Source organism: Arthrobacter sp. StoSoilA2, from assembly GCF_019977195.1.
Taxonomy (GTDB): Bacteria; Actinomycetota; Actinomycetes; order Actinomycetales; family Micrococcaceae; genus Arthrobacter.
Window position 1 is genome coordinate 3,139,024 of sequence record NZ_AP024643.1, and the last position, 15,419, is coordinate 3,154,442.

The following is a 15,419-nucleotide window of genomic DNA, read 5'->3' on the forward strand; positions in this document are numbered from 1 at the left end:
ATAACGTAGACAAAAAGTGCAAACAACGTAGAAAAGGCAGCAGAACCGCGTGAAAGACCACTTGGAGCCCCGTCCCATCGATGAGTCAGGGTCAACTGTGGTGGATGCCCCCGCGGATGGGACCTCCGCTACTGTTCCGGTCCGCACCGGACGCCTGGCCGCGATAGCCCGCAAGCTGAGGCAACCCATCCCGGGAGCCCGCACCCGGGTCAGGTTCGAGATGCCTCCCGAGGACGAGGCCGTTGTTGCAGCGGAAGGCATCAAGGCCGACGAAGAAAATGACTTCGGCGCTCCCGGTCCCCGCATGTCCTCCCAGCACCCGTTATATGTGGGCTTCATGGGCACCGCGGGGGTCGGCGTGGCCCTGCTGGTCTTTTACATCGCGAGCAATACCACCCAGCTGATCCTATGGATCGTTGCCGCGCTCTTCATCGCCCTCGGGCTGGATCCGGTAGTCCGATGGCTTGAGACCCGAAAGGTGCCGCGCCCTGGCGGCATCCTGATATCTGTCTCCGTCCTGGTCCTTGCGGTTGCCGGGTTCTTCGCAACGTTGATTCCCACCATCGTGGAACAGGTTTCCGAGATCGTCCGGCAAGCGCCCGAGTGGATACGGGGCTTCCTCGACTCTGATTTCTTCCGGACCGTGGACAGCCAGTTCGGCATTCGCGACCGCATCACTACCGAATTGGATAAGTTCGTTAAGGATCCCGAAGCCATGGGTGGCATCTTCGGCGGCGTGGTGGGCTTCGGTTCCACTGTGGCCAACGGATTGTTCGGCACGCTGATTGTCCTGGTGCTTAGCCTGTACTTCCTGGCTGCCCTGCCATCCATGAAGAAATGGGCCTACCGCCTGGCGCCGAGGTCGCGCCGCCCCCGTGTCGAGGCACTTTCGGAAGCGATTACCGATTCAGTGGGCAACTACGTGATTGGCCAGGCCTGCGTTGCCCTGCTGAACGCATTCTTTGCCTTCATCGTCATGAGCATCCTCGGCATTCCCTTCAGCGTCCTGCTTGCCTTCGTGGTGGCGCTGTTGGCCTTCATCCCGCTGGTTGGCGGCATGATCGCCGCAGTTGTGGTTATCCTCGTGGCGCTGACAGCCGGATGGCAAACGGCCGTTATCTATGCGATCGCCTACTTTGCCTACCTGCAGTTCGAGGCCTACTTCATCTCGCCGCGCATCATGCAGCGGGCAGTGGCCGTTCCGGGTGCCGTCGCCGTGATCTCAGTCATCGCCGGCGGAAGCCTGCTGGGTGTCCTGGGTGCGTTGATTGCCATTCCGACAGCGGCGGCCATCATGCTGCTGATCAAGGAAGTCTTCATCATGCGCCAGGACAGGCACTGATTTTCCCCGTCCAGTCGTCCCGCGTTGGCCTAATCATCCCGCGTTGGCCCGTTCATCCCGCGTTGGCGACCGGGCCCGCCCACTCACGTGGCAGACCGTTCACACCGGCACCTGCCGGAGTGACGTCGTCGACGATTTCGTCCAGGACGCGCGCTGCGTACTTCTCCCCCACCCACAGGTGCTTGGCACCGTCGACGCCCACCAGCCGCGCCTGCGGTATCAGGCTGAAGCGCTGGGCTGCCTCCGCGGGTCGAAGGTAATCGTCGTGTTCCGGAACCAACACGGTCAGCGGCTTTCCCGAGGCTGCCCACTCCTTGAGGTGGACGTCCGTTGCCCGGTGGAGTGGCGGAGACAGGAGGACCGCGCCCTCGATCTGTGACGCCACAGGTTCCACTGCGCCGTACATCAGTGCCAGTTCCGTCCCGAACGACCAACCCACCAACCACCGGTTCGGCAGGCCACGCTCAACGGCGAAACGGACGGCGGCTTCGACGTCGTAACGCTCACCGATGCCCTCTTCAAACTGCCCCTGGCTGGTACCGCGCGGCGAGTGTGTGCCACGGGTATTGAACCTCAGGACCGCCACCCCTGCCAGCGCCGGAAGCCGGTAGGAAGCCTTGCGGTAGACATGCGAGTCCATGAAGCCGCCATGGGTCGGCAGCGGATGAAGGGTGATCAACGTTGCGGTGATTTCCCCCGACTCCGGCACGGCCAGCTCCCCCAGCAAGAGTTTTCCGTCGTCGGTGGTAAATTCCACGTTCTCCCGACGTGCGGGAAGGACGGTGGAGGCCCGGATCGCCGAGGGAGCATCCTGCGCAGTGAAAACGAACGAAGCGGGGTCGAAAGTCATGCTCCCAAGCCTAAGGGAATCGGCGGGACCTGGTCAGCGGTACCGGTAGGTTCGTGACGTCCAGCAGTTGGTGTGCCAATGCCTGCGCTCGGCCAACCCGGCGGCTTCGCCAAAAAGGTGGTTGTCAGACCACACCACCAAATGAGCGATACCGGGGAGGATGGCTGTCGAGCAGCCCGGGCAGATGTACTGCTTCTCCGCCTTCCGCGCCGTCATGGTGCGGACCATCCAGTCGCCATCGGGGGCGCTTTCCCTGCGCGCAATCCCCGCCCTTGCCCGTTCCAGGTCCAGTTCCGGGGCCTCGTCTGCCCACTTGCCGGCAGGTTTGTTCGAACGTGTGCTGGCGGCGTTGCGACGAGGGCGGTTGGAACGGGGCATGATTCCATTCTGCCCCAGCGACCGGCCGCCACCGGGTAAGGTAAGGCGGGTGCGACTCGTCATAGCCCGTTGTTCTGTTGATTATGTTGGCCGTCTCAAGGCCCACCTCCCACTCGCCACCAGGCTCCTGCTGGTCAAGGCCGACGGCTCGGTGCTGGTGCACTCCGACGGCGGCTCGTACAAGCCGTTGAACTGGATGAGCCCACCGGCCACGCTGCGCGTAACTTCCCCCGAGGAAACCGAAGTGGAAGAGGGCGTCGTTGAGCAGTGGACCGTGCAGTCGGCCAAGACCGATGACCGGCTCATCATCAACATCTACGAGCAACTGCATGACACCTCACATGATCTGGGTGTCGATCCCGGACTGATCAAGGACGGCGTGGAAGCTGACCTGCAGCGCCTCCTGGCAGAACAGATCGAAACGCTCGGAACCGGTTACTCACTCATCCGGCGGGAATACTTCACGGCGATCGGACCCGTAGACATCCTTGCCCGGGACGCGACCGGCGCAACGGTGGCGATTGAGCTGAAGCGGCGCGGCGACATCGACGGCGTCGAGCAGCTTACCCGATACCTGGAGCTGTTGAACCGGGATCCACTGCTGGCGCCCGTCCGTGGGATTTTTGCAGCCCAGCAGATCAAGCCCCAGGCCAAAGTCCTGGCCAACGACCGCGGAATCGACTGCATAACGCTGGACTATGACGCCATGCGCGGTGTGGACGACAGCGAATCCCGCCTCTTCTAGCGAGTGTGCCGCAGACCACTAGAATCAGAGTCATGACTGCCGCAGACCATTTCGTCCATTCTTCCGCGCCCAGCCAGCAAATCCTCACGGGAACGCTCGTAAGTGACGGCGTGGTGGTGGAAGACGGCCTCCTGGCCATCGACGGCGACCGCATCGCCTACGCAGGGCCGGCGGACGGCTTTGACGCGGACGCGTTTGAAGGCTTCGGGCACGCCATACGCATTGGTGCGCCCAGCGGCCACTTCATCTTCCCTGGCTTGGTGGACGTCCACTGCCATGGCGGCAATGGTGGTGACTTTCCAGGCGGAGAGGAGGCCTCGGCCCGTAAAGCAGTAGAGTTCCTGCACCGCTCCGGCACCACAACTTTCCTCGCAAGCATGGTTACGGCGCCCCGGGAGGACCTCCTTCGCGGGATCGAACTCTACGTGAAGCTCGTCGACGAAGGTCTGGTGGCCGGCATCCATTTGGAGGGTCCTTTCCTCTCCCATGCACGATGCGGCGCCCAGAACCCGGATTACCTGCTGGAGCCGGACCTGGACCTCATGAACGAACTCGTGGGCGCTGCCGCCGGCAAACTTGCCACTATGACGTATGCCCCGGAATTGCCCGGGGCCGCTGCCCTGGTGGACTTAATGACCTTCCACGGCGTGACGCCCTCGTTGGGACACACGGATTGTGACGACGCCACTGCCGCTGCATCGTTGGCTGCGGCCCGCGAGGGACTGGAATCGGCAGGGTTCGACGGCGTCAGCTCGCTACCGACAGTGACGCACCTTTTCAACGGGATGCCGCCCATGCATCACCGCGCGCCAGGCCCTGTTGCTGCCTGCTTGCGGGCCGCCCAGGCGGGAAAGGCGGTGGTGGAACTCATCGCCGACGACACCCACCTGGACCCCAGTACCGTGGCCACCGTTTTTCAGTTGGTGGGTGCCGCCAACATTCTCCTGGTGACTGATTCGATGGCCGCTGCGGGGCTTTCGGACGGAAACTACATGCTCGGACCGTCGCCGGTGACCGTCAGCAATGGCGTGGCAACCCTGGATGCCACCGGCTCCATCGCAGGGGGCACGGCCACGCTCCTGGAAGTGGTCCGCAAGACGGTGGCCGCCGGCGTCGCCCTTCCGGACGCCATCTGCTCAGCGACTGCAGTGCCTGCAGCCATTCTTGGACTCTCTGACGAGGTGGGTGGATTGCGACGCGGCCTTCGCGCTGACGTTGTTACAACCGATCAGGAACTCGGCCTTACTGCGGTCATGCGTAACGGACAGTGGTTGGCTTAGGACAATCAGATCGCGGCGAATTGCGGTTGTCCGCGTTACCTTCTTTTTACCGAAAATTTTCCCGAATTGCCTTAAAGACCGTTGACCTCCGGCACGCCACATGAAAGTGTTGTAGCAGTCTTTGTGTAGGTGGTTTTCATGCTCGCAAGACGAGTTGCGAGCGTGAAGCTCCTGCGAAACCGGACAGGCCAAGCCTGGACGGAATCCGGATCTTCTCGCGGAGTAACAAGGGCCGGTACGAGGTGTATCGGACTGCTGTTCCATAATGAGGAGAAATACATGGCACTGGGAACCGTCAAGTGGTTCAACGCTGAAAAGGGCTTCGGCTTCATCACCCCGGATGACTCGGATGGGGATGTTTTCGTTCACTACTCCGAGATCCAGACCGGTGGCTTCAAGACCCTCGATGAGAACCAGCGCGTTCAGTTCGAGATCGGTCAGGGCGCCAAGGGCCCCCAGGCAACCGGCGTTACGGTCGTCTAGTCTTAGCTGTTGGTTTTGTTTGTTGGAGTTTCAACAAACACGTTGGTCCCGACTTTCCAGTCGGGATCAACGTGTTTAACAGCCGGAATGTCGGATGAAATGTCTGATATTTCAACAACCCTTGTTACAAAGCGTGAAGAAATGCTAAACGGCCTCAGAGAAAAGACGTCGTGAATTCAAGCAACCAGTGTCCGCAGCAGTCTGGCAGATTGCCGCACGGACAATCCCGGAAGGTATGCGCGGCTCAGCGCCCTGCCTATTGCGGGCAGGTGCAACGGCTCCTGGTAATACATATACAAAGTTCGGTAATCGGGTTGGAACCGTGACTTAAAGGAAGCAAGGGAACGGAACCCATAGACGGGTTCCAGGGCCTGGCCAACCAAGTCCAACATGCCGGCAAGTCCCTCGGCCTGCTGATCAATCTCGTCCTTCTCCCGCGCCAAGGGCGAACCGGAGAGCGAGATAACTTCCACCGACTCCCTGAGATGGAGGATGGCGGAGGCAATCAGGAATTCCATCACTCCCGGGAAGGCATCGCCGCGGCGACGCATGAAGTCCAGGGTCCAACTGACAACACTGCCGTTCCGGTAGACAGGAAGCCAGCTGGTGACGCCATAAACGAAACCTTCAGCATCAGTGGCGACGCAGCACAACACGTCAGGGTCCTCAAGTTCATCCAGGCCGCCCAACGTAAATCCCATTTCAGGTACGCGTTTTTGTGCAGCCCACTCTTCAGACACCTCGCCCACTTGTGCACGCAGCGCATGGGGCAAACCGTCGTACCGGCCCCATGTGGCAGTGATCCCCATCTTTGCTGCCCGGTTGAGGGACGTCCTGACGTTCTGCCATTCCTTGCCGCGGAACTCCAAACCCCTGATCCTCAACCGGGTTTCCTGCGCGACAGCAACCCTTCGAAAGCCGCGGGCCTGAAGCATGGGCCACAACTCATCTGTACATGAGTAGAGGCAAGGTATCAGGGCATGCTGGGAACAGAAATCAAGGAATCCTCCAGCAGTCTCTACATGGTGCTCCCCCGGGCCCACGGGACCTGCCAAGGTCAGGGCGACATGGCCGTGCTGCTGGTATGCCACTGCCCCCGTACCGCCAGGATTGAACCAATATTTGTTCGGCTCCCAGAGCGCCATCCACGACAACGAATCACCACCGGCTTTCACCAGCTCGCGTGCACGGTCCCGCCCTTGATGGTCCAAGCCGGCAGCATGATGGCCTCGGATGAGGAGTATCCAGACTCCAATCAACGCCACAAGCCAGAAGACGGTCCCGGAGTAGGAGAACAGAAAGACTTCAAAAGCGTCGCGCTCAGCAAAGACCTTGCGGTACACGCTGGGCAACGGAACCGGCAGGTACTGCCGGGCGAGCTCTGCACCCAAACCCAGCGGGCCGCCGTCGCGCGTCATGCCGCCCGAGGCCAGCCATACGGCAGTGTATGCAAGCGCCAGGGACGCACCTGTGAGGCCAACCAGCCAAAAGACGCGCCGCCGCAAACGGGCAGAGGATTCGACCCGGAAGTGTCCACGATAAGCAAACAACAGGACCGCCAGGGTAAGCGGAACCAGGACCAAGGGGATCAGATGCACAACTGCCGGGTTCAACATCGCCGCTTGACGTCCCGGGGGCATTGGAATGCCCGCAAAAAGGCTCAAGTAGACAGTCGAAAGGGCCACTACGACCAACTGGACACCGATCGCTATCCCCAACGCCAGGCGCCGCCCACGCCGCATGCCGTCGGCACAGATCAGCAACAAGACCACAGGCACAACCGCAAGTGCCAGGCCAAACGGACCCGTATAGCCCTGACGGCTTAGCTCGAGGCAAGCCACGTCAATGGTGCCGCCGCAATTGCTTTCCAGTTGGCTCAGAGTGGGGAGCGGGTTAAGGATGACATCCCGCAGCAAGGCCAGAGGTCCCGAAGGGCTCTTGGCTGCAGCGGTCAGTATGGGGCCGGCAGCGAAAATGGCCATGGTGAGGGCCAGCAGGTTCCGCACTTCACGGCCTGTGGAGCGGTGCAGGTGAAGGTGACCTTGGCTGCTCTGCGTCCACCACGCAGCCCCCAGGCCCAACAAAGCTCCCACAAGCCCCATCAAGGTCTCGGCGTGCCCGATGTACAGCACGAGCAGCAGGGACAAGGAGAGGACCACGGTCCTCAATCGTCGTTGCCAAAGCGTTGGCAACATGGCGCTGGCGGCAAGCGCTGTGGCGATCAAGGCACCGTAGGGTCCTATCAGCCGGGTATCCACCATCCTGGAGATCCAACCATCATCCATGTACCGCGCCACCTGGGTGACCAGGAGGAATGCCGCAACGCATGCAAACTGGCTGCCCAGGAAGACCCCGGCCGTCCGGAAGAAGCCGAATCGCCGCTCTGCAAGCCCCAACAGGAACAGGATCATGAGCGCAGCAGTGACAAACGCCAGCAGGTTGGTCGTAAAGAACAATGACGTCCAGATAGACCACCACTCCCCCGACCGCAGCCCAGCCAGGGTCACGCCCGCCACAGGCAGCAACGATTCCGCAGGACCCCCAAGGATGCTGCCGGACACAACGGACACGGCCACGAACAGCGCAAGCACGAGCGTGGTGAAGGGAGTAGCACGGAGATGTTTGGCGGCTTGCCTCAAGACGGGCTGCACGACGCCCTTCAGGGCAAGGCTCACTGGACTATTCCCCAACGGGAAGACAAGAAATCCAGCGCATCAGGCATACCCCGGACCACAGCATCCCACGAGTGGCCGGCGTGCTGGATTGAGTGTGCTTGGACGCTAAATCCCGCTGCCGTTCCAGCGTCGGCAAGAACGTGCATATAGTCTGTGAACTCGGTATCCGTGGCGCCCGCTGCCAAGTACAGGCCGCTGCCCGCGTAATCCCGCTGTTGCATCAAAAACAAAGGGGTCCTTGACTCGAAAGCGGCCACGTCGCCGTCGAACGAGTCTGCGATGGTCTTGTTCCGGTCCTTCGCCAGCGATGGCTCCCGCTCAGCGGAAAAACCCACTACCGAAGTAAACAATTCCGGATGCTTTGTCCCCATCTGTACCGCGCACGTACCGCCATACGAAAAGCCACCCACTGCCCACAGCCGGTGATCGTTTGATACATCCAAGGTGGAGCTGATCCAGGCAGGTACGTCCTGGGAGAGATAGGTGTCAGCCTGCGCGATGCGGCTGTCCATGCATAACGTGTTGGCGCTTGCCGAGCCGTTTGGGTCCACCACGACCGCGACGGGGGCGATCCCGCCATGGGCGTCAGCAAACCTGTCCAGTTGCGCACGGAGTTGGCCCCCTGTTAACCAGTCGGCGGGGCCCCCGGGTTGGCCTGAAAAAAGCACCAGCACCGGCAAGCTTGGCCGTGCTGCGGTTTGATAGGCCGGAGGCAGGTAGATGTAGGCCTCCCGTGCTGTGAAGCCCGATATGTTTCCCGGGATCTGGGACTTTCGAAGGATGCCGCCCCGCGGCATTGACTCGGGAGCTCTCCAAACCGACGGCGCAGGTCCAGGCTTGCTGTCCGGAGCGCGTTGAAGGCTGCCCTCCAAGGGCTGGATACGGGCGACGGCAGTACCTAGAAGGTCAGCCACCGTGTTGTTCAGTCCGAAGTAGGCATTGACCTGGACAACGCTCAAGAGAACCACGCCCAGCGTCGCTATCAGGCCGCGGGCACGACTTTTCCACGTGGCACGGGGAAATCGCGTCGCAAACAGCAGAGCGGCCGCGACAGCCGGAACCGACCACCCCAGGGTCTCAAAGGGAAGGTTTTCCGAGAAGATGGCCAGCAGATCAACCAGGACCCAGTGGGCCAGCGCCACAACGGCGACGCCACCCGCCACGCAGGCCGCGACGGCCAGTGGCCAGGAACGCTGACGCCTCCATAGAAGGTACGCGGCTCCCACCACACCGCCGATAATGCTCAACCACAGGAATGGTCCATCAACAAGGCTGACGTCCAGAAGAAAATCCATGGGGCCTAACGCCAGGTTCCGACGCCGATGACAGGTCCGGCCTCGAGCCAGGAAGAAAGACCGGCATAGGCATCGAAGTTCATGGCAAGCATGAACTTCTTACCTTCATATTGGAGTTCAACCACGACGACGCCGGGCTGCACCTTGACGAGCTCATCCTCAGTGGGTTGACGCCGGCCAAGCAGCTCCAACGAGCTGCGTTTATATCTGTGTTTTGGGATCACGCTCAGGGACATCAAGCGGAACCACTCAAGTTCATTGTCCTGATAACGACAAACCCCCATCTGCCAGCTGTTTCCAGCCGTGCAAATGGAGGCGTCGACCGTGCCCAGGGCGCGCCGCAGATTGAAGCGGCGCACCCCAAAAAGGCACAGTGAAAAAATCAGCAACGCAAACGCCGTTGCCAGGGCGATGAACGGAATAAGGGAATCGTCCATCAAGGTCGTGCTATCGGATCCCCGCTGTAGCCGCTTCGCCCAGTTGGGCGTTGTCAGCAACAATGACCACACGATCGTTGTCGACGGAGAAGAAACCACCGTCAACAACTACCGCAATACGGTCACCGGAAACCGGCTGGATTGCCAGCTCACCCTCGGCCAGGATGGCCAGGAGGGGCGAGTGGCCCGGCAGGATTCCGATTTCACCATCGCTGGTGCGGGCCTTCACCATCTTGGCCGCGCCGGACCACACAAAGTGGTCCGCTGCGACAATCTCAACCTCGAGCTCAGCCATACTACTTGGTCTGTTCCTGGATCTTGGCCCAGTTGCGCTCGACGTCATCCAGGCCACCGACGTTGAAGAACGCCTGCTCTGCGATGTGGTCCAGCTCGCCGTCGCAGATAGCGGTGAAGCCTTCCACGGTGTCCTTGATGGACACGGTGGAGCCTTCAACGCCGGTGAACTGCTTGGCGGTGTACGTGTTCTGGGACAGGAACTGCTGGATACGGCGTGCACGCGACACGACGATCTTGTCTTCTTCAGACAGTTCGTCAACGCCGAGGATGGCGATGATGTCCTGGAGTTCCTTGTTCTTCTGCAGGATCTGCTTGACACGGACAGCCGTGTTGTAGTGGTCCTTGCCGATGTACTGGGGGTCCAGGATGCGGGAAGTCGACGTCAGCGGGTCAACGGCCGGGTACAGACCACGGGAGGCGATTTCACGGGAAAGTTCCGTGGTCGCGTCGAGGTGTGCGAAGGTCGTTGCCGGAGCCGGGTCGGTGTAGTCATCAGCAGGCACGTAAATAGCCTGCATCGACGTGATGGAGTGGCCCTTGGTGGACGTGATGCGCTCCTGGAGGAGGCCCATCTCGTCAGCAAGGTTCGGCTGGTAACCCACAGCGGACGGCATACGGCCAAGCAGCGTGGAAACTTCCGAACCTGCCTGCGTGAAGCGGAAGATGTTGTCAATGAAGAGCAACACGTCCTGGTTCTGAACATCGCGGAAGTACTCCGCCATGGTCAGTGCGGACAGGGCCACGCGCAGACGCGTTCCCGGCGGCTCATCCATCTGGCCGAAGACAAGGGCGGTGTCCTTGAGAACGCCGGCCTCTTCCATTTCAACCCAGAGGTCGTTACCTTCACGGGTACGCTCGCCAACACCGGCGAATACGGAAGTACCACCGAAGTTGCGGGCAACACGGGTGATCATTTCCTGGATCAGAACGGTCTTGCCAACACCGGCGCCACCGAACAGGCCGATCTTTCCACCCTTGATGTACGGGGTGAGGAGGTCGATGACCTTGATGCCGGTCTCGAGCATCTCCGTGGAGCCCTCGAGGGAAGCGAAGGCCGGAGCCTTGCGGTGGATCGGCCAGTAGGCGTCAGCCTTGATCTCGGATTCTTCGACGTCCAGCGGCTTGCCGAGGACGTTGAAGATGTGGCCCTTGACGCCGTCGCCGACGGGCACGGAGATCGGAGCACCCGAGTCCTGCACGGTGGTACCGCGGACGAGTCCGTCGGTAGCCTGCAGGGAGATGGCGCGGACGAGGTTGTCACCCAGGTGCTGGGAGGTCTCGAACGTGATGGTCTTGGTCTGGCCATTGAGTGTGATCTCAGTGGTCAGAGCGTTGTAAATCGAGGGGATTGCGTCAGCCGGGAATTCGACGTCGACAACCGGACCAATAACACGGGCAATGCGGCCGGTGGCACCGGCCGTTGCTACGTGTTCGGTAGCAGTGGCAGTCATCTCTCTCACTTCACTCAGTAGATGGCGTGGGGTTAAGTTTATCTGTTTGGTGCAGGTGCGGCTTCGAGCCGAATCCGTTACCGGCTAGGACGCGAGGGCGTCGGCGCCGGCCACGATTTCGGAAAGCTCCTGCGTAATCTCGGCCTGGCGGGCCGTGTTGCGAAGGCGCGTGTACTTCTTGATCAGTTCCGTAGCGTTGTCACCGGCCGACTTCATGGCACGCTGGCGGGCTGCGAGCTCGGAAGCTGCGGCCTGCAGCATGGCTGCAAAGATGCGGGATTCGATGTAACGCGGAAGCAGGGCATCAAGGACCTGCTCCGTTTCCGGTTCGAACTCGTACAACGGCAGCAGGTCGGACTCCGAAGCGGCTTCTTCTTCGACGACTTCCAGAGGAAGCAAACGGATAACCGTCGGCTCCTGCGTCACCATGGACTTGAAGCGGGTGTATACGACGTGGATTTCGTCCACGCCACCTTCTTCGTAGTCGGTGGCGAAGTCTTCGAGGAGTGCAGCTCCGACTTCCTGTGCGGTTTCGAATTCCGGTGCATCCGTGCCGCCAGTCCAATTGCGGGCGTAGTCACGGTTGCGGAAATCGAAGTACGCCTGCGCCTTGCGGCCCACCAGGTACGCCTTGACTTCCTTGCCTTCTGCGTGAAGAAGCTCGGTGAGACCTTCAGCCTGCTTCAGCACACTCGCGGAGTAGGATCCTGCAAGGCCACGGTCTGAAGTGATAATCAGGACTGCGGCACGGCGGATCTGCTCCGGCTCAGTGGTCAGCGGGTGGTCGATTTCGCTCTGACTTGCGACAGCAGAAACGGCACGGGTAATCGCGTTCGCGTAAGGCAGTGAAGCTGCTACGCGGGCGCGGGCCTTACCGATGCGCGAGGTAGCGATCAGTTCCATCGCCTTGAAGATCTTGCGCATCGACGTCGTCGAGCTGATCTTCTGACGGTAGACCCGAATCTGGGCTCCCATACTTATCCTTTCCTAAGTTCCCGACGTACTGCCCTGCCGGGGCCCTTGAGGACCCCGGCAGAACAGGTCATCGAAACTAGCGCTTCTGCTTGACGATCTTTTCCTGGTCGACGTCGCCGCCGGAAATCGCTTCGTGCTCTTCGTGGCCGGCGCCAACCAGACGGTCGTCGCCTTCACCGAAGAAGCCCTTCTTGAAGGAAACGATTGCTTCCTTCAAGGCTGCGGCGGTGTCGTCATCCAGGACGTTGGTCTGAGCCAGCGTGGTCAGGATGGAGGACTTGTGCTTCAGGTGCTCCAGGAACTCGGACTCGAAGCGGCTGATGTCTTCAACCGGGACGTCGTCCAGGTAGCCGTTGGTGCCGGCCCAGATGGAAACAACCTGGTCCTCAACCGGGAACGGTGAGTACTGGCCCTGCTTGAGCAGTTCCATCAGGCGTGCGCCACGGGTCAGCTGCTGGCGGGAAGCCGCATCCAGGTCAGAGGCGAACATGGCGAATGCCTGCATGTCGCGGTACTGGGCCAGGTCCAGCTTCAAGGTACCGGAGACCTTCTTCATGGACTTGACCTGGGCAGCGCCGCCAACGCGGGAGACGGACACACCAACGTCAACAGCAGGGCGCTGGTTGGCGTTGAAGAGGTCCGACTGGAGGAAGATCTGACCATCCGTGATGGAAATCACGTTGGTGGGGATGTAGGCGGAAACGTCGTTTGCCTTGGTTTCGACGATCGGAAGACCGGTCATCGAGCCTGCGCCGAGCTCGTCGGAGAGCTTTGCGCAACGCTCCAGCAAGCGGGAGTGCAAGTAGAAGACGTCACCGGGGTAAGCTTCGCGTCCCGGCGGACGACGCAGCAGCAGCGACACGGCGCGGTAGGCTTCAGCCTGCTTGGACAGGTCATCGAAGATCACCAGAACGTGCTTGCCACCGTACATCCAGTGCTGGCCGATGGCCGAGCCTGCATACGGTGCCAGGTACTTGAATCCGGCGGGGTCCGAGGCCGGGGAGGCCACGATGGTGGTGTACTCCAGCGCGCCGTGGTCCTCAAGGGTCTGGCGTACTGCGGCAATGGTGGAAGCCTTCTGGCCAACACCAACGTAGACGCAACGTACCTGCTTGGTAACATCGCCGGAAGCCCAGTTGGCCTTCTGGTTGATGATGGTGTCCACAGCGATTGCGGTCTTGCCGGTCTGGCGGTCACCAATGATCAGCTGACGCTGGCCGCGGCCGATCGGAATCATGGCGTCGATAGCCTTGAGGCCGGTCTGCATCGGCTCGTGAACCGACTTGCGCTCGGTGACGCCCGGAGCCTGGAGTTCCAGTGCACGGGTGGTCTCGGCCTTGATCTCGCCGAGGTCGTCGATCGGCTGGCCCAGCGGGTCGACAACGCGACCGAGGAAGGCATCGCCAACCGGAACGGACAGGATCTCACCGGTGCGGTGAACTTCCTGGCCTTCTTCGATACCGGTGAAGTCACCGAGGATAATGACACCGATCTCGCGGACGTCAAGGTTCTGGGCGAGGCCCAGCGTGCCATCTTCGAAGCGAAGCAGCTCGTTCGCCATGACCGAGGGAAGACCCTCAACACGGGCGATGCCGTCACTTGCGGTGGTCACACGACCAACCTCTACGCGCTCTGCGTTTCCGGGTTCGTAGGACGCCGCGAACTCGTTCAACGCATTACGGACGTCGTCGGCGTTGATGGTCAATTCGGCCATCTGCAGTCCCTGCTCTCCTGTTTTCGTGATCATCGTTGCTCACGATGACCGGGTTTTATATCAGTTAAGTTGTGCTTTGTCTTCGCTAGACAGCGAGCTGACGGCGGAGGTCGGTCAGGCGGCCGATAACAGAAGCGTCAAGCACTTCATCACCCACCTGAACCCGGATTCCACCAATCAGGCGGGGGTCAACATTGACGTTGACCTTCAGCTCGCGGCCGTACAGGGCATTCAGCCCGGCCTGCAGACGGCTGGCCTGCGTTTCCGTCAACGGACGGGTAACGCTGACAGTTGCAATCCAGCGCTGCTGACGCTTGGCTGCAAGCTTGGCGAAGGACTCGACGAGCTTGCTCGGCTTGACACCGCGCGGCTGAGTTACGGCCTGGCCAATGAGAACCTTTGCTTCCTCGCTGCTGCCAGGAACAAGTTTCTCGGCCAGGACCACCTTGGCCGCGGCGGATGCCTGCGGCTCAGACAGAGCACGTTGTACTTCGTGGCTGGAAGCGACGGCCTGGTTGAAAGCAAACAGATCGTTTTCCAGCTCTTCCAGCCCCGTAATACCAGAGGCAGAAACGGCCGACTTGTTTTCAGCTACGGCAATGACAACCGTGGCGGCAAGAGTCTCGAGTGCATCGCCGATATCGCGTGCAGATGCCCAGCGCAAGCCAGCCAGTCCGCCCGCGATTTCAGCAGCATCAGCGGAGACTTTTCCGCTAACCAGCTGCTTGACCAGCGCCGACTTCTCGTCTCCACTACGGGACGGGTCAGTCAGGGCGCGGCGCAAGCCAGCCGAGCTGTCCACCGTTCCCAGGATTCCGAAGAGGTCCTTTGCCAACTGCAGCGAGGCAAAAGGAAGCTTGGCTTCCAACTGCGCCAGCGCCGTGGTCAGCGATTCGCTCGATATACCTGCCATTACTTAGCTGCACCTGCGTTCTGGGTCTCCAGATCTGCCAGGAAGCGGTCCACAACGCGTGCGGCACGCTCATCATCAGTGAGTGCTTCACCAACGATGCGGCCAGCCAACGTGGTAGCCAAAGTGCCAACCTCTGAGCGAAGCGAGACAACGGCTGCCTGGCGCTCGGACTCAATGGCAGCGTGTGCCTGCTCGGTGATGCGGGCAGACTCGGCAGCAGCCTTGGCCTTGAGGTCCGCGAGGATCTGGGCGCCTTCAGCGCGTGCTTCTTCGCGGATCCGGTTGGCTTCGGCGCGGGCGTCGGTGAGCTGCTGCTTGTACTCTTCAAGAGCTGCAGAAGCTTCGGCCTGTGCCTTTTCTGCCTTTGCGATGCCACCTTCAATCGCTTCGGCGCGCTCTGCGAAGGTCTTCTCGAACATCGGGACAATGAACTTGACCACGATGTACAGGAGGACAGCAAAGCCGACGAGGACGACGCCCATTTCCCAAACATTGGGAACGAGAGGGTTAGCGGCCTCTTCGCCTTCAGTGGCGGCTGAGATGATCAGCTGATTCATATTTCACCCGTCCTATCTACTCGGTTG

Annotated in this window: 15 protein-coding genes; 4 read left to right on the forward strand and 11 right to left on the reverse strand. The window is 61.0% G+C overall.

Annotated features, from left to right (window positions below; translation table 11 throughout):
- Positions 1-49 precede the first annotated feature (49 nt).
- Positions 50-1,342, forward strand: coding sequence for an AI-2E family transporter (locus LDN82_RS14255; RefSeq protein ID WP_224164666.1), 1,293 nt, complete (start codon positions 50-52; stop codon positions 1,340-1,342).
- A gap of 52 nt (positions 1,343-1,394) precedes the next feature.
- Here the strand turns inward: LDN82_RS14255 and LDN82_RS14260 are convergent, their stop codons facing one another.
- Complete coding sequence (locus LDN82_RS14260; RefSeq protein ID WP_224164667.1) at positions 1,395-2,192, reverse strand: alpha/beta fold hydrolase; 798 nt, start codon at positions 2,190-2,192, stop codon at positions 1,395-1,397.
- A 33-nt stretch (positions 2,193-2,225) separates the two neighbouring features.
- Complete coding sequence (locus tag LDN82_RS14265) at positions 2,226-2,570, reverse strand: ATP/GTP-binding protein (RefSeq protein ID WP_224090942.1); 345 nt, start codon at positions 2,568-2,570, stop codon at positions 2,226-2,228.
- Between the two features lie 49 nt (positions 2,571-2,619).
- Here LDN82_RS14265 and nucS point away from each other — a divergent pair, with 49 nt between their 5' ends.
- From nucS to LDN82_RS14280, 3 genes are all read left to right on the forward strand, one after another.
- Positions 2,620-3,315 (forward strand): endonuclease NucS, encoded by a 696-nt coding sequence (gene nucS / locus LDN82_RS14270; RefSeq protein WP_216923947.1) that lies wholly within the window; start codon positions 2,620-2,622, stop codon positions 3,313-3,315.
- Between the two features lie 32 nt (positions 3,316-3,347).
- On the forward strand, positions 3,348-4,595 hold the full coding sequence (locus LDN82_RS14275; protein WP_224164669.1) for an amidohydrolase family protein: 1,248 nt from the start codon (positions 3,348-3,350) through the stop codon (positions 4,593-4,595).
- Between the two features lie 279 nt (positions 4,596-4,874).
- On the forward strand, positions 4,875-5,078 hold the full coding sequence (locus tag LDN82_RS14280) for a cold-shock protein (protein WP_018776337.1): 204 nt from the start codon (positions 4,875-4,877) through the stop codon (positions 5,076-5,078).
- Between the two features lie 176 nt (positions 5,079-5,254).
- On the opposite strand, the gene LDN82_RS14285 is transcribed toward LDN82_RS14280, so the two are convergent.
- The 9 genes from LDN82_RS14285 to LDN82_RS14325 all read right to left on the reverse strand — a co-directional run bounded on the left by LDN82_RS14285 (position 5,255) and on the right by LDN82_RS14325 (position 15,392).
- A complete protein-coding gene (locus LDN82_RS14285; protein ID WP_224164670.1) occupies positions 5,255-7,768 on the reverse strand; it encodes a DUF2156 domain-containing protein in 2,514 nt (837 codons plus the stop codon).
- Complete coding sequence (locus LDN82_RS14290) at positions 7,750-9,048, reverse strand: alpha/beta hydrolase-fold protein (RefSeq protein WP_224164672.1); 1,299 nt, start codon at positions 9,046-9,048, stop codon at positions 7,750-7,752. Before LDN82_RS14290 ends, LDN82_RS14285 begins: the two co-directional genes overlap by 19 nt.
- A 5-nt stretch (positions 9,049-9,053) precedes the next feature.
- Positions 9,054-9,485 carry a DUF2550 domain-containing protein gene (locus LDN82_RS14295; RefSeq protein WP_224091077.1) on the reverse strand — a complete coding sequence of 144 codons (432 nt, stop codon included), beginning with the start codon at positions 9,483-9,485 and terminating at the stop codon, positions 9,054-9,056.
- Positions 9,486-9,495: 10 nt separating this feature from the next.
- Positions 9,496-9,780 (reverse strand): F0F1 ATP synthase subunit epsilon, encoded by a 285-nt coding sequence (locus LDN82_RS14300; protein ID WP_216923952.1) that lies wholly within the window; start codon positions 9,778-9,780, stop codon positions 9,496-9,498.
- Position 9,781: 1 nt separating this feature from the next.
- Positions 9,782-11,233: a F0F1 ATP synthase subunit beta gene (atpD, locus tag LDN82_RS14305; protein ID WP_144649785.1), complete on the reverse strand. Its 1,452-nt coding sequence runs from the start codon at positions 11,231-11,233 to the stop codon at positions 9,782-9,784.
- An 84-nt stretch (positions 11,234-11,317) separates the two neighbouring features.
- Positions 11,318-12,208 (reverse strand): F0F1 ATP synthase subunit gamma, encoded by an 891-nt coding sequence (locus LDN82_RS14310; RefSeq protein ID WP_224087984.1) that lies wholly within the window; start codon positions 12,206-12,208, stop codon positions 11,318-11,320.
- 76 nt (positions 12,209-12,284) lie between these two features.
- Positions 12,285-13,922 (reverse strand): F0F1 ATP synthase subunit alpha, encoded by a 1,638-nt coding sequence (gene atpA / locus LDN82_RS14315; protein WP_216924164.1) that lies wholly within the window; start codon positions 13,920-13,922, stop codon positions 12,285-12,287.
- Positions 13,923-14,007: 85 nt separating this feature from the next.
- A complete protein-coding gene (locus LDN82_RS14320) occupies positions 14,008-14,835 on the reverse strand; it encodes a F0F1 ATP synthase subunit delta (RefSeq protein WP_224087985.1) in 828 nt (275 codons plus the stop codon).
- On the reverse strand, positions 14,835-15,392 hold the full coding sequence (locus tag LDN82_RS14325; RefSeq protein ID WP_224087986.1) for a F0F1 ATP synthase subunit B: 558 nt from the start codon (positions 15,390-15,392) through the stop codon (positions 14,835-14,837). The genes LDN82_RS14320 and LDN82_RS14325 overlap by 1 nt, the downstream gene beginning before the upstream one ends.
- Between the last annotated feature and the right edge of the window lie 27 nt (positions 15,393-15,419).